The following is a 19,364-nucleotide window of genomic DNA, read 5'->3' as shown; positions in this document are numbered from 1 at the left end:
GACCGCTGAGCTGCTCCATCTGACGATCGATGACGTCCACCCCCTACTTTCGTAGGGGCACGGCGTCGCAGAACGGCGGATTCCATGCCGGGTGCAGTTTTCTAGCGTCGATTCCATGAACGACTGGACCACCTCCCACGACCGTGTCCTTGCGCAGCGCAACGCCGAAGGCTGGATGTTCCTGATCGAAGCGGTCCGTGATCTGCGCACCACGGGGGCCGTGGCCCCCAGCGGCAAGGCCCTGGCCCGTGCGCTCACCGACCCCGTACGAGCTCAGGCACCCCACCCGTTGGCAGTCCTGGAAGCCGGCGCCGGCACCGGCCCGGTCACCCGGGCCCTGATACCGCAGCTGTCCCGGGGCAGCCGCCTGGACATCGTCGAGGCCAACCCGCGCTTCGCCGGGCGACTGCGCACTCTCGTCACCACGCACCCGCACCTGACAGCCACATCCGCCCAGGTGAACGTGCATCAGACCTACGTCGAGCAGCTCGACACCGACCAGCGCTACGACGTCATCGTCTCCGGGCTGCCTCTGACCAACTTCACGCCCGTGCAGGTCGAGCGCATCATGGCCCGCTACCTGGAACTCCTCCACCCCGGCGGCACGCTGACCTACTTCGCCTACCTCGGCACCCGCAAGGCCCGCGCCCTGACGGCATCGCGAGCCGAAGCCCGCCGCCACGCCGCCGTGGACGAGATCATGGCCGCCTACCAGCGCACCTACGCCACGGGCCGCTGGACGGTGTGGGCCAACCTTCCCCCCGCCTACGTCTGGCATCTGCAGCGACCCCTCGTCTCCGCGGAAACGGACCTGCTCGTGCCGAGGCCGGACGAGGTGCGTCGGTGAACGCGCTCTCCGACATCCTCGGCCATCTCCCGCCGGCCGCGGCGTACGCGGTGGTGGCCGCTGCGGTCCTGGCCGAGTCGGTCCTTCTTCTCGGCGCTTTCGTCCCGACGCTGACCCTGCTCCTGACCGCCGGAGCACTGGCCCGCACCGGCCAGGTCAACCTCCTTCTCGTCGTCGCGGCCGCGGCCGGCGCCGTGGTGGTGGGCGACTTCCTCGCCCACCGCACCGGCAGGTACCTCGGTGACCGGCTGCGCGGCGGCCCCATGGGCCGTCGCGTTCCGGATGCCGCCTGGAGCCGGGCCGAGACGCTGATGACGCGTCACGGAGGCCGGGCGGTCTTCGTGGCCCGCTTCCTGCCGGTGGTGCGCACCCTCGCACCGCACTCCGCGGGTGCCACCCGACTGCCCTACCGGCGGATCGCTCCGTACAGCGTCGTCGCCGCCTGTGTGTGGGCCGCGGCGGAAGCGGGTGTCGGATACGCCGCCGCGACCTCCCTCCAGCGCGTCCTCACGCTGGGCGGTCCTGCCCTCGCCCTGGTCGCTCTGACGGCGATCGGCGGCTCGCTGCTGTGGCGGAGAAGGCGCCGCCCGTCTCCTCCGGCCCAGGAACCGCCGTCCGGGCCCGCCACGAAGTGCTCCGGCCATGCTCAGGCCGGCCTGACGAGGCCGGTGTCGTAGGCGAAGATCACGGCCTGTACCCGGTCCCGTACCCCGGTCTTGGTGAGGATGCTGCTCACGTGCGACTTGACGGTGGACTCGGCGAGGGAGAGGCGTTCGGCGATCTCGGTGTTGCTCCAGCCGGTCGCCATGGCGGTGAGTACCTCGCGTTCGCGGTTGGTGAGACGGGCCAGCTGCCGTTGCTGGTCGGGCGTGTGGCCCGGCAGACGGCTGCCGAACGCGTCGATGAGCTTGCGGGTCAGACCGGGTGAGATGACGGCGTCCCCGGCGGCCACCGCGCGGATGCCGGCGACGAGTTCGTCGGGCAGGGCGTCTTTGAGCAGGAACCCGGAGGCTCCGGCGCGCAGGGCGTCGTAGGCGTATTCGTCGAGGTCGAAGGTGGTCAGGACCAGGATGCGGGAGCGGCCGCCGGACTCGATGATGCGTCGGGTGGCCTCGATGCCGTCCATACCGGGCATGCGGACGTCCATGAGGACGACATCGGGCTTCAGTTCGGCGGCCTTGCGGACGGCTTCGGCGCCGTGGGTGGCTTCACCGATGAGGGTGAGGTCGGGGTGCTGTTCCAGGAGCATGCTGAAGCCGAGGCGTTGCAGGGCCTGGTCGTCGACGATGAGCACGGTGGTCATGTGCGGGGGATCTCCGTTCCGGTCGCGGATGGGCGTACCTCCCTGCTCATGGGGAGGAGTCGAGGGCTAGGGAGAGGGCGGGGTGCTCAGGAGACGGGCGTGGACGCTCCAGCCGCCCTCACGGTTGGGACCGGCGGTGACCTGGCCCTGGTAGATGGCCGCGCGTTCGCGCATGCCGATCAGGCCACGGCCGTTTTCGGTGCTCCGTCTCCGGGTGTGGGGTGCGCGGAGGGGGCCGGTGTCCTCGACGTCGACGTGGACCGTGCCGTGCCCGACGGAGATCCGTACGCCGCTGGAGGTGTCGGCGGCGGCGTACTTGAGGGTGTTGGTGAGAGCTTCCTGGACGATGCGGTAGACGGCGAGCTGGAGGCCGGGGGCCAGCGCGGTGAGGTCGCCGTCGGTATCGAGGGTGACGGTGGGGCCGGCGGCGCGGACGCGGTCGATCAGCGGGCCGAGGTCGGCGAGGCCGGGTTGCGGGGCGAGTGGGGCATCGTGCGGCCGGTCGTTGTCGTCGCCGATGACGGCGAGGAGGCGGCGCAGTTCGGCGAGGGCGTCGCGGCCGCTGGCGCTGATGAGTCGGAGGGTCTGGGCGCCGCGTTCGGGTTTGGCCTCGGTGAGGGGTGCGGCACCGTCGGCGAGGCCGACGATGACGGCGAGGGTGTGGCCGAGGATGTCGTGCATCTCGCGGGAGACACGGGCGCGTTCCTGGGCGGTGGCGAGACGGGCCTGCTGGTCGCGTTGCTTCCTCAGGACGTCGATGTAGGCGTAGGCCAGCCGCAGGAGCAGGCCCAGTGCCGCGAACGCCACCACGGCGACCATCACCATCAATGTCACGGGTTCCGGGCGCGTGACGTACTCCAGTTGCTGGCCGCGCCAGAAGAAGTAGGCCCATGCGACGAGTTGCACGAGGGTGACGCCGGTGGCGACGGCCAGTTGGCGTGGTGTGCAGTGACGGCCGACATTGAAGAGGGCGACCACCCGGGCGAATTCGGCGCCCGTCAGCACACCCAGCGGAAGGGACACAACGGAAACGGCCGTGGTGAGTGCGAAGACCAGCATGGGGCGTCGTTCCCGCCACAGCAGCGGGATGCAGAAGGCGAGGATGATCGGCAGCTGGGGGTCCGTGACGTTGTGGGGATTGGCGTAGGCGTCGCTGCCGACCATGAAGCAGAAGACCGGGACCCCCCACCGCCGGACCCGGGGACGGGCCAGGTCGGCCCGCCGCCACGAGGCGAGCCGGGAGATGACCGAGACGATCACCCGCTGCTCGGGATCGTTCGTCAGAGCCTCGAGGAACTGGCGCTCGTCCTGGCGTGGGGCGGGAACGGGGGCATTCGATGCGGTCACGGGACAGGTCCTTCGCGATGTCAGGCGCCCGTCGGCCCCGGGGATCGGGCCGACGGGCGGGGCAGGGGAGACGGCCGGTGAGCGTGGGCCGCCACGTCAGTAGCCGGTGCTGCGGCTCGCTCTCGTCAGCGCCTGCGCATCGGGTTCCTCAGCAGTTTCCTTCGTGCCGGTGCCTCCGACTCCGTCGTTCCGGCGGGGACGTTGGTGTCACCGCCCCGTGCCAGGCGCTGCTTGAGCCCGGACAGTCCGTGTCCCCTCCCCGGGGCCTGTGGGGCAGGTGCCGGCGCGTCCGGGGCGCCGGAAGCGTGGACGCCGGTGAGGACGTGGGGGGCGCTGTGGCTGTCCGAGCCCCCGTGGATCCCGGCGGCGACACCGGCGAGTACGGGCTCGGGCGCGGAGTCCGTCTGCGGGGCTTCGAGCGCGTGGCGCAGTTTCTCGCCCTCGACGTCCACGTTCGGAAGGACCCGGTCGAGCCACTTCGGCAGGGCCCACGCACGGTGACCGAGCAGGGCCATCACCGCCGGGACGATGGTCATCCGGACGACGAAGGCGTCGAAGAACACGGCGGCGGCGAGCCCCAGACCGATCGACTTGATCAGAGCCGCGTCGTCGAGGAGGAATCCGGAGAAGACGGAGACCATGATGACCGCGGCGGCGGTCACCACCCGGCCGCTGTGCCGGAAACCCCGCACGATGGCCTGCGTGGGTTCGGCGCCGTGGACGTACTCCTCCCGCATCCGGGAGACGAGGAAGACCTCGTAGTCCATGGCGAGTCCGAACACGACGCCGATCAGCAGGATGGGCAGCAGGCTGACGATGGGGCCGGTCTGGTCGACGCCGAAGAGGTCCTTCAGCCAGCCCCACTGGAAGACCGCGACCAGGACACCGAGGGTCGACACCACGCTGAGCAGGAAGCCCAGGGCGGCCTTGAGCGGGATCACGATCGACCGGAAGACCAGCAGGAGCAGCACCAGGGCCAGACCCACGACGATGGCCAGATACGGGATGAGGGCGTCGGAGAGCTTGGTGCTGACGTCGATGTTGACGGCGGTCAGACCGGTGACCATCAGGTCGGCGCCGGTGTCCTGGTGCAGGGCGGCGCCGTGGCCGCGTATCTCGCCCACGAGGTCCTTGGTGGCCTCACTGGTGGCGGCGCTCTTGGGAATGGCGCCGAGCAGGGCCACGTCACCGGCCTCGTTGAAGGAGGGAGGACGAACGGCGGCGACATCGTCCAGCTTGCTCAGCATGGTGTAAGCGTCCTGGGCGGCTGCTTTGGGATCGTCGCTGTCACGGGCGTCGACGACTACGGTGAGCGGTCCGTTGAAGCCCGGCCCGAAGCCCTTGCTGAGGGTGTCGTAGGCGATGCGCTGGGTGCTGCCGGGGGGCTTGCCGGAGTCGTCGTTCAGGGCCATCCGCAGGGACATCGCGGGGATGGCCAGCACGGCCAGGGCGGCCACCGCGACCGCGAGCACCTTGATCGGGTTGCGGGTGACGAACTTCGCCCAGCGCACACCCATCGACTCGCCCTCGCCGCGCTCCAGCGCCTTCATACGAGGGGTCAGCATCCTGCTCTTCATGATCCGCATACCGGCGAAGCCGAGCACGGCGGGCAGCAGGGTCAGCGCGATGACCACGGCGACGGCCACGGCGAAGGCGGAGGCCAGCCCCATGGAGGTGAGCGTGCCGATACCGATGACGGTCAGGCCGCTCAGCGCGACGATCACGGTCAAGCCGGCGAAGACGACCGCGGACCCGGCGGTGCCCAGGGCACGTCCGCACGCTTCCTCCGGTTCGTGGCCGTCGCGGATCTCGTTGCGGTAGCGGGAGACGATGAACAGGGCGTAGTCGATGGCGACGGCCAGACCCAGCATCAGTGCCAGGGTCGTTGAGGCCGAGGCCAGATCGAAGAAGTGCGTGGCGAGCGTGACCGACAGGACGGCCGCGGCCACTCCGAGGATCGCTGTGAGCAGGGGCAGTCCGGCCGCGATCATCGAGCCGAAGGTGATCACCAGAACAATGGCGGCGACCCCGACACCGATCAGCTCGGCCACCTTGCTCGCGGCCTTGTCCTTGACGGCGTTGCCGCCCAGGCTCACTTTCAGGCCGGCCTTCTCGCCCTGCTGGACGACGTCGGCCTGGACGGCGTGGGCCGCGCCGCTGACATCGGCCTCGGGGACCTTGTAGGACACCTGGGCGTAGGCGATGGTGCCGGACTTGCTGAACAGGCCGCTGCTGAAGGGATCAGTGACGCCCGACACCTGCGGCGACTTCTCCAGCTTCGCCACCAGGGACTCGACCACGGCCTTGTTCGCGGCGGAGGTGAGCTTCTGCCCGCTGGGCGCCTCGAACACCACACGGGCCGTGGCGCCGTCGGCGGAGGCCTGCGGGAACTCCTTCCGCAGCAGGTCGATCGCCCGCTGCGACTGTGTGCCCGGAACGCTCAGGGCCCCGGAGGATGTGCCGGGCGCACTCATGGCGCCGATGCCGATGGCGGCCAGGACGGCGACCCACAGCATCACGACGATGCGTCGCCGCCGGAACGACAGCCGGCCGAGCCGATAGAGAAAGGTGGCCACGGAATTACTCCCACCAGGAGAAGAGATCATTGGGTGAGCCGGTCCTGACTGACCCGCGATCTCAACCTAGGAGCGGTAACGGGCGACCATCCGGTACCGCGGAACCGAATCGGGCGGAGCCGATCGGTACCGCGGTACTACTCCCCGTCCTCCTCTCATCCCGTCGGCCGGCGCTGCCCTGACCGCGGGGAGACGGTGGCCCGGTGACCGCCTTCGGCTGACGTCTTCGCCCGGGCGCGGACGTGAGGCGTTCGGGACGTGGCTGAGGAATCGCCTCGCCGGAGGAGCAATGGGCAAAGGAGCAATGGTCAAGATCTGTGGATCAGTTGATCTGTGACTCAGGACGAGCCGTGCTGCCGGAGGTTGGTCCGGGCGGTGTTGCGGATCCGCTTGGTGCGACCGCCGGCGGCGAGGATCGCGAGGACGGCGGCGTTCGACGTTTCGGCCGCCTTGAGCTGGAGCCAGTTGGACGACTCGAGCAAGGCGTCCGGACGGCATGGCTGCCCCAGAGTGACGGCCCGGAACAAGGACCACTCGCGCAGTCGCTGCGTCAGGAACGGATGGTGCGTCGTGGACCGGGTCATCATCTCGGCCCAAGGCTCGTAGGCAGGTTGGGGGTGGAGGTCGATGGCTCGGCGGTCACTGTGCCGCAGAACGGCGGCCGGCAGCCACCGCAGTCCCGCCCCAACACGCAGGAGTGTTCCCTCCCTTGTGATGCCTGTGCGGTCCCTGAACCGACGTTCGGAGGCTAGCCGTGGGGCGGCGGGGGAGGACATCCGGAACTTGCGGGAGTCCCTTTCCTCGCCGGATGGGGCACCGTGCCCACGGAACAGCCATGTGGATCGGTGACAGGGAAGGGTGGGGTTTCGTGCGACTCCGAAGAGAAAGAGGTCCGGGCCGGGCGGCCGCGGTTCTGGTCATGTTCGTGGCGGTCCTGACTGCTCTGGCGGCCACGGTATCGACGGCTTCCGCCGCGCCGGGGACCGCGCGTTCGGCGCTCGCGGCACCGGCCGCAAGGCCCGATTTCAAACTGCCTTTCGCCTGCGGGCAGACCTGGCAGCTGCAGACGTACCGGGGTCATGCGCCCGACGACAAGAAGCTCGACATGTACCGGGTCGGCGGGAGCACCCTCGGCTCGCTGGTGGCCGCGTCCGCGGCCGGCACGGTCACCGAGCGCTTCGAGCCGGGCGGCCTGGAGATCAACCACGGCAACGGTTGGTTCACGGTCTATCTGCACATGGACCGCGTCGATGTGCGCCTCGGACAGCAGGTCGCCTCCGGGACCACGCTCGGGCGGCTGGGCCTGGTCGGTACGACCTCGGCGCATCTGCACTACGAGCAGCTCTTCGACAGCAACGGGGACAACGACGGCGAAACCGACGAGATGGTGCACCCGGTGATCCAGGGGACCGAGTACCGGCTCTCACCGGACGACGTCTTCCCCAAGGTGACCAGTACCAACGCCTGTGGCGGAGGCGGCGAGCCCACCAAGTACTGGGTGGACACCTTCGCCGACGCGACCGGCTACGACGCAGTCGACTGCGTCGGTGACAGCAGGCCGCAGTGCGCGCCCCAGGGCAAGCTGCTCAAGGGCACCAACTACGTCCTGTGCAAGAAGGCGGGCGACGAGGTGCGGGTGGGCGACTCGTACAACCACTGGTGGCTGCTGACCGACCTCGACGAGGTGGCGCCCGGTGGGAAGGGCCGTGCCTTTGTGTCGGCGTACTACCTCCAACGCTGGGGGAACGACGAGGCCAAGGACAACGACGGCCTGGTGATCCGTAACTGCAGGGATGACGAGGTCCCCGCGTGACGTCTCAGGAACCCTCGGGCAGCACCGGACGGTCCTGCGTACGTCCGGGAGGCGGATCCGTGACCATCGGCTGGAGACCAGTCCGGTCTCGTCGCTGACCGCCGTCCCTCGGGGAAGGTGACAGTCGACGTTTCGACGTTTCGACGGTGTACGGGCGTGCGGGATCCATGGCCGGGCCGAGGACGCATGCCGGAAGGCAGTCCTCGGCCCGGTCACGGCACAGCTGGTCCGGGACGAGGTGCGGCGGGGGCCGCTGAGGTGTCAGGCTCGGGGGAATGCCTCGCCGTCGAGGCGGAAGACGGCCTCGGCCTCGTCGCGCCGGGTGGTGTGCAGGTCCCAGTAGAGCGGGGCGATCTGTTCGGGTTGGGCCGCCTCGATGCCCGGGATGACGGAGACGCCGATCGACGAGTCGATGCCGATGTGGGCGGCCTGGATGCCGGTGTCGGCGTCGGCGAGTTCCTTGTGCAGGTTCATCACCCAGTTGCGCAGCGCCGCCGCGGCTGCGTTGACGTTGGCCACCCGCGGGTCGGGCCAGATCGAGCCGGCACCGGTGGTGTAGAGCAGGGTGCCCGCACCGGCCTCACGCATCGCCGGCAGCACCGCCTTGGTCGCGGCGATGGCGCCGTACAGCTGGAAGTTCATCTCGAACTCCACATCGGACGGCTCGGTGGTGGCCGGAGCGGTCAGCGTGGTGATGCCGAACGATCCCACGGGGGAGTACTCCAGGACGTCGATCCCACCGAACTCGGCGGACGCCTCCTTGAGCGCGTGGGTGAGGCCGGCGCGGTCGAGCACGTTCGCGGGGAACGCGGCGGCGGTGATGCCCTCGGCGGCGAGCTTGCCGACGACTCCGTCGAGCTTCTCGCGGTTGCGCGAGATCAGGGCGACGTCGAATCCCCGGGTGCCGAAGGTGCGGGCGATGGCCAGGCCCATCTGGGGGCCGGCTCCGACGATGGCGATGCTGGTCACGGCGTTCCTTCCGTTGGTATGGCGTGATGGAGACAGGGGTTCATTCGGATAGGGATATCCATTTAGTATCCGGATGGACCTTTCCGGTTCTCCGTGGTCACGGTAGCACGAGAACCGGATAGGGCAATCCGATTGTTAAACTGGCGGGTATGAACCCTCGCGCCCAGCGCTCTGACGAACCCGCCGCCCAGCCGCTGCGCAGCGACGCCGAGCGCAACCGGGAGCGGATCATCGCCGCCGCTCGCCGGGTGTTCGCGCACGACGGTCTGCACGCCTCCATGGCCTCCGTGGCCCGTGAGGCGGGGGTGGGGATCGCCACGATCTTCCGCCGTTTCCCCACGAAGGAGGAGCTGGTCGCCGCCGTCTTCGCCGATCGCATGGACGCCTACGCGGACGCGGTCGCCGTCGCCCTCGACGACCCCGACCCCTGGCACGGTTTCGTCGGCTACATCGAGACCGCCTGCGCGATGCAGGCGGCCGACTACGGCTTCGCCGATGTCCTGACCACGACCTTCCCCACTGCCAAAGCGATGGAGGACCGCCGCAACGAGGCGTACGAGGGCATGGTGCGGCTCATCAGCCGCGCCAAGGCCACGGGCCGGCTCCGCGCGGACTTCGACCCCTCCGACCTGGTACTGATCCACATGGCCAACGCCGGCGTCGTCAACGCCACCGGCGAAGCCGCCCCCGACGCCTGGCGTCGCGTCGTCGCCCTGATGATCCAGTCCCTGGAGGCGCCCGCCCGCGGAACCCTGCCCCCCTCACCCGCACACGACGCCCTCTACCAGGCGATGCTCCGCAACGCCCCCGCCGGTGTCGCCGCACCCGCACCCGGGAAGGGCGGCTGAACCCGGGGCCGGTAGCATCACGGCCCGTTGCGGGAATGACCCAGAGGTGCTGGGGGAAGGATGTGGGGTGACGTCGTGGGGGAGGGCGTGTCCTTTCAGACAGCCCGACAGGGGAGGCGTCGAGTGGACGGCACACGCGTAGGCGATCCGGGACTGTTCGGCCCCCGGTCCGTGACGTGGCAGTTGCACAGCGACCCCATGATGTGGGTCGCCGGAGTCCGCGCGCTGTACTTCCAGGCGCTGCATCCGCGAGCGGTGCGTGGGGTCACGCAGAACTCGGACTTCGGGAAAGAGGCCTGGGGCCGGCTGATGCGCACCGCGAGCTTCGTCGGCACCACGACCTACGGGACCACGGAAGCGGCCGAGAAGGCGGGCGCCCGGGTCCGGAAGATCCACCGCATGCTGTCCGCCGTCGACCCGGACACCGGGGAGCGCTACGGCGTCGACGAGCCCGGACTGCTGCTGTGGGTGCACTGCGCCGAGATCGACTCCTATCTGCACATCCTGCGCCGCTCCGGATACCCGATCGCCGACGCGCACGCCGACCGGTACATCCGGGAACACCTGGTCAGCGCCCGCCTGGTGGGTCTCGACCCCGACGCCGTACCGGCGAACCAGGCCGAGATGCGCGCCTACTTCGAGAAGGTCCGGCCCGAACTGGCCGTCGGAGCAGATGCGCGCGTGGTGGACGACTTCCTCCTCCGCCCGCCGACGCATCCGCTGCTCGTCCCGGCGCGTGAGCTGGTGTGGCGGCGCGTGGCGCAGCTGGCGTACGCCTCTCTGCCGCCGTACGCCCATGAGTTGTACGGCCGAGCCGCAGCCGAACCGGCCGCCGTCACCCGGCAGTTGCGTGCCACCGGCACCCTGCTGCGCCGCGTTCCCGCACGTCTTCGCTGGCAACTCCCGCCCAAACACGTGCTGCGGGCCATGGCACGGCTCGGCCCCGGCTCGCGCCCCGCGCCGTACAAACTCGGAGGATAGCTCGCCATACTGGACGGGCCAGGGGAGGGCGAACAGGACCGGGGGCGGCAGTACGAGATGGCGGACACCAGACTGATCCAGGGCCGGTACCGGCTGATCGATCTGATCGGGCGCGGCGGCATGGGGGAAGTGTGGCGTGCTCGCGACGAGTCGCTGGGGCGCCAGGTCGCCGTGAAGTGTCTGAAGCCCCTCGGGCCGCACCACGACCACTCCTTCACGCGTGTCCTGCGGGAGCGGTTCCGGCGCGAGGCGCGGGTGGCCGCCGCGTTGCAGCACCGCGGGGTGACCGTCGTGCACGACTTCGGCGAGTCCGACGGGGTGCTCTATCTCGTCATGGAGTTGCTGGACGGGCGCAATCTGAGCCAGCTCCTGGAGGACAACAAGCACCATCCGCTGCGCGTCCCGGACGTCGTCGACATCGCAGACCAGGTCGCTGCCGCCCTCGCCTACACCCACGAACAGGGCATCGTCCACCGTGATCTGAAGCCCGCGAACATCATGCGGTTGACCGACGGTACGGTGAAGATCTGCGACTTCGGCATAGCGCGCCTCGGCCACGACATCGGCTTCACCTCCCGGCTCACCGGCACCGGAATCGCGATGGGCACCCCGCACTACATGTCGCCGGAGCAGATCAGCGGCAGCGAGGTCGACCAGCGCAGCGACCTGTACTCCTTCGGCTGCGTCCTCTACGAACTGGCCACCGGGGTACCGCCGTTCGACCTCGACGACGCCTGGGCGGTGCTCATAGGGCACCGTGACACCCCACCCGAGCCCCCGCGCAGCCACCGCTCCGAGATCCCCGAGTTCCTGGAGCGGGTCATCCTGGCCCTCCTCGCCAAGCTGCCTGACGAACGCCCTCGCGACGCAAGGGAGTTGGCCCGCCGGATCAGCGCGGGCCGGGCCACCCCGCTGTATGTGCCGACCGTCGTCTCCCCACAGCCCCACCTCCGGCCCCCCGAACCCGCCGTCCGTGAACCCCGGCTGCCGTCCTGGACCCGGGGCATGACTTCCGGCCACAAGGCGACCGGCGCCGGGACCGGCGCCGTACCCCCGGACCCGTCGGCAGGCCTCACCGGCGACTGGATCGCCCGGCCGGTCACCGGCCGCCCCGAGGCATCCCTGCCACAACTGCCGCCCGCGCCCTCGCCGCAGGCGCTCAACGCGCTGGCCGGGCGGCACAACGCGGGCCTGAGCCTGGGACGCCTCGGGCGTTGGGCCGAGGCGGGCGAGGTGCACCGCGCGGTCGCCGCCGAACGCGAACACATCCTCGGACCCGCCCACCCCGAGACTCTCGCCAGCCGCTACGAGGTCGGCTTCACCCTCAGCCGCACCGGCCGCGCCGCCGACGCCCTGCGTGAGTACACCCATGTGGCCCGGGAGCGGGAGCGGGTGCTCGGCGCCGACCACCCGGACACGCTGGCCGCCCGCCAGGAAATGGCTTACGTCCTGGGGCAGTTGGGCCGTCACTTCGACGCACACCAGGCCTATACGGCCGTTCTGGCCGCCCGGGAGCGCACGATGGGCCCCGACCATCCGGACACCCTGCGCTGCCGCCACAACCTCGCCTTCAACCTGAGTCGTCTGGGGCGCCTGGAGGACTCGTACCGCATGGCCTGCGAGGTGGCGGCGGCGCGCGCCCGGGTGCTCGGCGCCACCCATCCGGACACACTGGTCACTCAGTACGAAGTCGCCTACGCACTCGGTCAGTTGGGGCGCTGGCCCGAGGCTCTCCAGACTTACCAGGAGGTCGCCGGGGCGCGCGCCGAGGCACTGGGCCCCGATCACCCCGACACCCTGGCCGCCCGCTACGAGGTCGGGATCAGCCTCGGGCGGCTCGGCCGCAGCGTGGAGGCCCTCAAGCTGTACCGCGACCTGATCGACGACCGCACCCGCGTCAACGGCCCCGCGCACTCCGAGACCCTGCGTGCCCGGCACGGTCTCGGCGTCAACCTCGGCCGTCTCGACCGCTGGGAGGAGGCGCTCGCCGAGTCCCGTGACGTGTGCGCGATCCGCGAACGGATCCTGGGCGCCGACCACCCGGACACGCTGGTCAGCCGCCGGGAGGTGGCCGTCGGCCTCGGCTGGCTCGGCCGCTGGCCCGATGCCCTGGCCGAGTACCGGCGGGTCGCCACGGCCCGCGAGCAGGTGCTCGGCGCCGACCACCCCGACACCCTCGCCAGCCGCAACGACGAGGCCCACTGCCTGGAACAGCTCGGCCGGGGCGCCGAGGCCGTCGAGCTGTACCGGAGGGTGGCGGTTCTGCGGCAGCAGCGGGCGTCCGGTCACTGAGTGTGCCGGGGCCCCTCGGCCGTACAGCTCTGGCCGGGGTGGATCATCACGTGTTACGAAGAACCATGCCCGCACATGAGCGCCCCGACCGAGCCGGCCGACCGGACCGCCACGACCGATACGACGCGGTGATCGTCGGCGGTGGCCACAACGGCCTCGTCGCCGCCGCCTATCTGGCCCGTGCCGGGAAGTCCGTGCTGGTCCTGGAACGGCTGGCCGGCACCGGCGGCGCCGCCGTGTCGACCCGCCCGTTCGCCGGGGTCGACGCCCGGCTGTCGCGCTACTCCTACCTGGTCAGTCTGCTGCCCCGGAAGATCGTGCGGGATCTCGACCTGGACTTCCGGGTGCGCGGACGCACCGTCTCCTCGTACACCCCCGTGGAACGGGACGGCCGGGCCACCGGGCTGCTCGTCGGCGGCGGGGAGCTCCGCACCCGGGAGGCCTTCGCGCGCCTCACCGGAGGGGAACGCGAGTACGAGTCCTGGCAGCGCTTCTACGGGATGACCGGCCGCGTCGCCGAAAAGGTGTTCCCCACTCTCACCGAGCCCCTGCCCACCCGCGACGAACTCCGCAGCCGCGTCGACGACGAGGACGCCTGGCGCACCCTCTTCGAGGAGCCGATCGGCGCCGCCGTCGAGGCGAACTTCGCCGATGACCTCGTACGCGGTGTCGTCCTCACCGACGCGCTGATCGGCACCTTCGCCGACGCCCACGACCCCTCCCTGCGGCAGAACCGCTGCTTCCTCTACCACGTCATCGGCGGCGGTACCGGCGCCTGGGACGTGCCCGTGGGCGGTATGGGCGCCCTCACGGACGCGCTGGCCGGCGCCGCCCGGAACGCGGGAGCCGTGCTCGCCACCGGCCACGAGGTCGTACGGGTGGACACCGACGGCCGAGCCGCCGAGGTGACCTACCGGACAGCTGACGGAGAGGGCACGGTCGGCGCCCGGCACGTCCTGGTGAACGCATCCCCGCAGGAACTGGCCGCGCTGACGGGCCAGGCGCCGCCGAGCCCCGCCGAGGGCGCCCAGCTCAAGGTGAACATGCTGCTCACCCGGCTGCCTAGGCTCAAGGACACGTCCGTCGACCCGCGCGAGGCGTTCGCCGGGACCTTCCACATCGCCGAGGGGTACGAGCAACTGGCCGCCGCCCACGCCCAGGCGACAGCTGGTGAACTGCCCGCCGCGCCACCGTCGGAGATCTACTGCCACTCGCTCACCGACCCGACGATCCTCGGTCCGGACCTCGTCGAGCAGGGCTATCAGACGCTGACCCTGTTCGGCCTGCACACACCCGCACGGCTGTTCGCGAGCGACAACGACGCCGTCCGGGACGAGCTGCTGAAATCCACCCTCGCCCAGCTCGACGCCCACCTCGCCGAGCCCCTCGCGGACTGTCTCGCCACCGACGCCGACGGCCGCCCTTGCATCGAGGCGAAGACTCCACTCGACCTGGAACGCGACCTGCGCCTGCCCGGCGGCAACATCTTCCACCGCGACCTGACCTGGCCCTACGCCCAGGAGGGCAGCGGGCGCTGGGGAGTGGAGACCCCGGACGCGAACGTCCTGCTGTGCGGGGCGGGCGCGGTGCGCGGGGGTGGTGTGAGCGGGGTGCCGGGGCACAACGCCGCCATGGCGGTGCTGGAGGCGGACGAGGGCTGATCCGGCGGCCGTCGCGCTCAAGTGCGCCTGGCGCCGGGTCAGTTCGCGGACGCCGTCCAGCCGATCGCCTCGATACGTGCCGCGTCCGCCGGACGCGTCTCGTCGAACATGGTGCCGTCACCGCCGCGCACGCTCAGGCCGTCGACATAGGCTCCACGGCCGACGTACAGCCGGTCGGTCGTGTACCGCCAGCGCAGGACGAGGGCCGGCGCGGCGGGCAGGTCCGCCGTGAGGCGGTGCCAGACGCGCCCCGACCAGCCGGTGACCGAACCCGTCGGATGCTGTTGCGGGGTGCCGCCGGCGGGGGAGGCCGTGAACGGGACCGGCTGCCAGGTCGCGCCGCCGTCGGCCGAGGACTCCAGGAACAGCATGTCCGACTGCGGCTCGGTGTCCCACCACAGGGTGCAGCGCAGGCGGGAGTCGGCAGTGGTGGCGAGGGGCGGGAGGGTGAGTGTCGCCGTCGTCGAACTCGTCATGCCGGAGAACCAGGCTCTACGTCCTTGGCGTGGGCGAACCGGCACGGCGCGGGCCAGGTTGTTCGCGGCGGCGACCCGGGGTGCGGAGCCGGAGCGCCAATTGCGCACGGGATGAACGGAGTTGCCGAGCACGACCAGGAAGGAGTCGGTCGTCGGGTCGAGGACGATCGAGGTACCGGTGAAGCCGGTGTGTCCTGCGGTGCGCGGTGTGGCCATCGCGCCCATGTACCAGTGCTGGTAGAGCTCGAAACCTAGGCCGTGCTCGTCGCCGGGGAAGGCAGTGTTGAAGTCGGTGAACATCAGCTCGACCGAGGCGGGCGACAGGATCCGTGCCCTGCCGTAGGCGCCGCCGTTGAGGAGTGTGCGGCCGAGAACGGCGAGGTCCCAGGCCGACGAGAACACACCGGCGTGGCCCGCCACTCCGCCGAGGCTGTAGGCGTTCTCGTCGTGGACCTCGCCCCACACCAGGCCCCGGTCGAGCCCGGACCAGGGTTTGCGGGCGTCCTCGGTGGCGGCGATCCTCGGTTTCCAGGAGGCGGGCGGGTTGTAGCGCGTGCGGTGCATGCCGAGGGGAGCGGTGATCTCGTCGCGGAGCTGCGTGTCCAGCGGGAGACCGGTGATCCTCTCCAGGACCAGCTGGAGCGAGATGAGATTGAGGTCCGAGTAGAGGTACTTGGTGCCCGGCGTGTTCAGGGGCGCCTGGTTCCAGATGAGTTCGAGCTTCTGCTCGTGGGTCGGGGCGTTGTAGAGCGGGATCCAGGCGCGGAAGCCCGAGGTGTGGGTGAGGAGTTGACGGATCGTCACCTCCTGTTTGCCGGCCCGTGCGAACTCCGGCAGATACGCTGCGACCTTTCCCTCCAGCTCCAGAGCACCCCGTTCCAGTTGCTGCACGGCCAGGATCGATGTGAACAGCTTGGAGACCGAGGCGAGGTCGAACACCGTTTCCCTGGCCATCGAGATCTGTTCCGGGGCCGGAAACTCGACACCGGTGTCCGTCTTCTCGTCGTACGCCGCATAGCGCACCGCCATGCCGATCGGCTGATGGAGCGCCACGGTGGAGCCACGCCCGGCGAGCAGGACCGCGCCCGCGTACCAGGGATGACTGGGGGAGGGGTGGAGGAACGCCTCCGCGTCCGTGACCAGTTGGTCCAGGTGCTGGGGAAGGAGACCGGCCCGTTCGGGTGAGCCGTGGCGCAGGGTCAGGTGCCGGCCCGTCGTCCTGGGGGTGGCCTCGGCAGGTCCCGCCGGGAAGGAGGCGAAGGCCAGGGATCCGCCCAACGCCATGGTGCGTCTGGCCAGCTGACGTCGTGTCAGTCTGCTGCCTGCCGCGTCTTCCCTCATCGGGGAGCCTCCCACCGCACCGCCTGAAAGCAATTTTCGGGACCGCCCTGCGGGGTGAAACTTTCGTGTCAACCGAGGTGTGTGTCAACCGTGCGTCAGCCGTACGGGCCTCCGTGGCCAAGAATCTGACGGTGTATCAGAAAAGGTCTTCCCTCGTCCGGAGGACTGCGGCATCCTGCGGCCATGCAGACGGAGCTGAGCAAGAAACTGGGAATCGAGCACGCCGTCTTCGGCTTCACGCCGTTCCCCGCCGTCGCCGCGGCCATCAGCCGGGCCGGCGGCTTCGGGGTGCTCGGCGCGGTCCGATACACGGCGCCGGACGACCTCAAGCGCGACCTGGACTGGATCGAGGCACATGTCGACGGCCGGCCGTACGGGTTGGATGTCGTCATGCCGGCCCGGAAGGTCGAGGGGGTCACCGAGGCCGAGGTCGAGGCGATGATCCCCGAGGGGCACCGCCAGTTCGTCCGGGACACCCTGGCCAAGTACGGCGTGCCCGAACTGGCCGAGGGCGAGGCGTCCGGGTGGCGCATCACGGGGTGGATGGAGCAGGTCGCCCGTAGCCAGCTGGACGTGGCCTTCGACTACCCGATCAAACTGCTGGCGAACGCTCTGGGCTCGCCACCCGCCGATGTCGTGGCCCGCGCGCATGATCAGGATGTGCTCGTCGCGGCCCTCGCGGGCAGCGCCCGGCACGCGCGGAAGCACGCCGAGGGCGGTATCGACATCGTCGTCGCACAGGGCTACGAGGCGGGTGGCCACACCGGCGAGATCGCCTCCATGGTGCTGACCCCCGAAGTCGTCGACGCCGTCGACCCGTTGCCGGTGCTCGCGGCCGGCGGAATCGGCAGCGGACGACAGGTGGCCGCCGCGCTGGCCCTCGGCGCCCAGGGGGTCTGGCTGGGCTCCATGTGGCTGACCGTGACCGAGGCGGACATGCACTCGACCGCGCTCACGCAGAAGCTGCTGGCGGCCGGCTCGGGCGACACCGTCCGCTCCCGCGCACTGACCGGCAAACCCGCACGTCAGCTTCGCACGGACTGGACCGACGCCTGGGACTCCACCGACGGACCCGGCACCCTCCCCATGCCCCTGCAGGGTCTGCTCGTCGCGGAGGCCGTCTCGCGCATCCAGAAGTACGAGGTCGCACCGCTCCTCGGCACACCGGTCGGTCAGATCGTCGGCCGGATGAACAGCGAGCGGAGCGTCCAGGCCGTCTTCGACGACCTGACCAGCGGTTTCGAGGAAGCCGTGAACCGAGTCAACCGGATCGCGGGACGGAACGCCGACGGAAGCAACGCCGACGGAAGGGGCGACCAGTCGTGAGCGAGACCGTGAGCCGGACCGCCAACGGATTCTGGGCGCAGGCCGCCGTCGACCCGGAGCGTACGGTCCTCATCGCGCCCGACGGTGAGCAGTGGACCGCAGGACGCCTGCACGCGGCCACCAACCAACTGGTGCACGGGCTGCGCGCCGCCGGACTCGGACGCGGTGACGCCTTCGCCGTCGTCCTGCCCAACGGCGTCGAGTTCCTCGTGGCGTATCTGGCCGCCTCCCAGGCCGGGTTCTACCTCGTCCCCGTCAACCACCACCTCGTCGGGCCCGAGATCGCCTGGATCGTCTCCGACTCCGGCGCCAAGGTGCTCATCGCACACGAGCGGTTCGCCGATGCGGCCCGCGCCGCCGCCGACGAGGCGCAGCTCCCGGTGGAGCGGCGGTACGCGGTCGGCGAGGTCGACGGATTCCGGCCGTACACCGAACTCCTCGACGGACAGCCCGAATCGGCGCCCGACGAGCGCACCCTCGGCTGGGTCATGAACTACACCTCGGGCACCACGGGCCGCCCGCGCGGTATTCGGCGTCCGTTGCAGGGCAAGCCGCCCGAGGAGGCGTACCTCGGCGGGTTCCTCGGCATCTTCGGGATCAAGCCGTTCGGCGGGAACGTGCATCTTGTCTGCTCGCCGCTCTACCACACGGCAGTACTCCAGTTCGCGGGCGCGTCCCTGCACATCGGGCACCGCCTGGTGCTGATGGACAAGTGGACGCCGGAGGAGATGCTCCGTGTCATCGACGCCCACAAGTGCACGCACACCCACATGGTCCCGACCCAGTTCCACCGGCTGCTGGCGCTGCCGGAGCAGGTGCGGCGGGCGTACGACGTGACGTCCATGCGGCATGCCATCCACGGCGCCGCGCCCTGCCCCGACCATGTGAAACGGGCCATGATCGACTGGTGGGGCGACTGCGTGGAGGAGTACTACGCGGCCAGCGAGGGCGGCGGGGCGTTCGCGACCGCCGAGGACTGGCTGAAGAAGCCCGGCACGGTCGGCAAGGCCTGGCCGATCAGCGAACTCGCGATCTTCGACGACGACGGGAACCGGCTGCCGCCGGGCGAACTCGGCACGGTCTACATGAAGATGAGCACCGGGGGTTTCGCCTACCACAAGGACGAGAGCAAGACGCGGAAGAACCGCATCGGCGACTTCTTCACCGTCGGAGACCTGGGCCTCCTGGACGAGGACGGCTATCTCTTCCTCCGGGACCGCAAGATCGACATGATCATCTCGGGCGGGGTCAACATCTACCCCGCCGAGATCGAGTCCGCCCTCCTCGCCCACCCCGCCGTAGCCGACGCCGCTGCCTTCGGCATCCCGAACGACGACTGGGGCGAGGAGGTCAAGGCGGTCGTGGAAGTGGCGCCCGGACATGTCCCGGGGCCCGACCTCGCCACCGAGATCCTCGGCCACTGCGCGCGCCGGCTCGCCGGGTACAAACGGCCCAAGAGCGTCGACTTCATCGAGCGGATGCCGCGCGATCCCAACGGCAAGCTGTACAAGCGGCGGTTGCGCGACCCGTACTGGGAGGGTCGTACGCGGCCTGTGTGAGCGGCCGTGCGATGGCGGTGCGAAC

The 19,364-nt window shown here is 70.3% G+C and carries 15 protein-coding genes; 9 read left to right on the top strand and 6 right to left on the bottom strand.

The window, feature by feature from the left end:
* Positions 1-115: 115 nt before the first annotated feature.
* Both OHN74_RS02740 and OHN74_RS02735 read left to right on the top strand, forming a co-directional pair.
* Positions 116-847: a class I SAM-dependent methyltransferase gene (locus OHN74_RS02740; RefSeq protein WP_327692892.1), complete on the top strand. Its 732-nt coding sequence runs from the start codon at positions 116-118 to the stop codon at positions 845-847.
* A complete protein-coding gene (locus OHN74_RS02735; protein WP_327692891.1) occupies positions 844-1,524 on the top strand; it encodes a DedA family protein in 681 nt (226 codons plus the stop codon). The genes OHN74_RS02740 and OHN74_RS02735 overlap by 4 nt, the downstream gene beginning before the upstream one ends.
* Here the strand turns inward: OHN74_RS02735 and OHN74_RS02730 are convergent.
* From OHN74_RS02730 to OHN74_RS02715, 4 genes are all read right to left on the bottom strand, one after another.
* Positions 1,494-2,150, bottom strand: a complete 657-nt coding sequence (locus tag OHN74_RS02730) for a response regulator transcription factor (protein ID WP_327692890.1) — start codon at positions 2,148-2,150, stop codon at positions 1,494-1,496. The genes OHN74_RS02735 and OHN74_RS02730 overlap by 31 nt on opposite strands.
* 66 nt (positions 2,151-2,216) lie before the next feature.
* Positions 2,217-3,497: a sensor histidine kinase gene (locus OHN74_RS02725; protein ID WP_327692889.1), complete on the bottom strand. Its 1,281-nt coding sequence runs from the start codon at positions 3,495-3,497 to the stop codon at positions 2,217-2,219.
* A 125-nt stretch (positions 3,498-3,622) separates the two neighbouring features.
* Entirely contained in the window at positions 3,623-6,073 is a 2,451-nt protein-coding gene (locus OHN74_RS02720; RefSeq protein ID WP_327692888.1) for an MMPL family transporter, read from the bottom strand.
* Between the two features lie 338 nt (positions 6,074-6,411).
* Positions 6,412-6,660, bottom strand: a complete 249-nt coding sequence (locus OHN74_RS02715) for a hypothetical protein (RefSeq protein ID WP_327692887.1) — start codon at positions 6,658-6,660, stop codon at positions 6,412-6,414.
* A 332-nt stretch (positions 6,661-6,992) separates the two neighbouring features.
* Here OHN74_RS02715 and OHN74_RS02710 point away from each other — a divergent pair, with 332 nt between their 5' ends.
* Complete coding sequence (locus OHN74_RS02710) at positions 6,993-7,886, top strand: M23 family metallopeptidase (protein WP_327699954.1); 894 nt, start codon at positions 6,993-6,995, stop codon at positions 7,884-7,886.
* A gap of 261 nt (positions 7,887-8,147) precedes the next feature.
* Here OHN74_RS02710 and OHN74_RS02705 read toward each other — a convergent pair whose 3' ends face one another.
* Positions 8,148-8,855 (bottom strand): SDR family NAD(P)-dependent oxidoreductase, encoded by a 708-nt coding sequence (locus OHN74_RS02705; protein ID WP_327692886.1) that lies wholly within the window; start codon positions 8,853-8,855, stop codon positions 8,148-8,150.
* A 149-nt stretch (positions 8,856-9,004) separates the two neighbouring features.
* On the opposite strand from OHN74_RS02705, the gene OHN74_RS02700 reads away from it, so the two are divergent.
* The 4 genes from OHN74_RS02700 to OHN74_RS02685 all read left to right on the top strand — a co-directional run bounded on the left by OHN74_RS02700 (position 9,005) and on the right by OHN74_RS02685 (position 14,637).
* Positions 9,005-9,703: a TetR/AcrR family transcriptional regulator gene (locus tag OHN74_RS02700; RefSeq protein ID WP_327692885.1), complete on the top strand. Its 699-nt coding sequence runs from the start codon at positions 9,005-9,007 to the stop codon at positions 9,701-9,703.
* Positions 9,704-9,826: 123 nt separating this feature from the next.
* Positions 9,827-10,684, top strand: a complete 858-nt coding sequence (locus OHN74_RS02695) for an oxygenase MpaB family protein (RefSeq protein ID WP_327692884.1) — start codon at positions 9,827-9,829, stop codon at positions 10,682-10,684.
* A gap of 57 nt (positions 10,685-10,741) precedes the next feature.
* On the top strand, positions 10,742-12,976 hold the full coding sequence (locus tag OHN74_RS02690; protein ID WP_327692883.1) for a serine/threonine-protein kinase: 2,235 nt from the start codon (positions 10,742-10,744) through the stop codon (positions 12,974-12,976).
* A 65-nt stretch (positions 12,977-13,041) separates the two neighbouring features.
* The gene (locus tag OHN74_RS02685; RefSeq protein ID WP_327692882.1) at positions 13,042-14,637 is read left to right on the top strand and encodes a phytoene desaturase family protein; all 1,596 of its coding nucleotides are present in this window, start codon (positions 13,042-13,044) and stop codon (positions 14,635-14,637) included.
* A 38-nt stretch (positions 14,638-14,675) separates the two neighbouring features.
* Here OHN74_RS02685 and OHN74_RS02680 read toward each other — a convergent pair whose 3' ends face one another.
* Positions 14,676-16,454 carry a serine hydrolase gene (locus OHN74_RS02680; RefSeq protein WP_327692881.1) on the bottom strand — a complete coding sequence of 593 codons (1,779 nt, stop codon included), beginning with the start codon at positions 16,452-16,454 and terminating at the stop codon, positions 14,676-14,678.
* Positions 16,455-16,637: 183 nt separating this feature from the next.
* Between OHN74_RS02680 and OHN74_RS02675 the strand changes: the two genes are divergently transcribed.
* Positions 16,638-17,780: an NAD(P)H-dependent flavin oxidoreductase gene (locus OHN74_RS02675; protein WP_327692880.1), complete on the top strand. Its 1,143-nt coding sequence runs from the start codon at positions 16,638-16,640 to the stop codon at positions 17,778-17,780.
* Positions 17,781-17,788: 8 nt separating this feature from the next.
* The gene (locus tag OHN74_RS02670) at positions 17,789-19,339 is read left to right on the top strand and encodes an acyl-CoA synthetase (RefSeq protein ID WP_327699953.1); all 1,551 of its coding nucleotides are present in this window, start codon (positions 17,789-17,791) and stop codon (positions 19,337-19,339) included.
* Positions 19,340-19,364: the final 25 nt, after the last annotated feature.

Source organism: Streptomyces sp. NBC_00459 (genome assembly GCF_036013955.1).
GTDB lineage: Bacteria > Actinomycetota > Actinomycetes > Streptomycetales > Streptomycetaceae > Streptomyces.
Note: the sequence above shows the minus strand (reverse complement) of the source record. Positions and strands in the feature narration are given on the sequence as shown.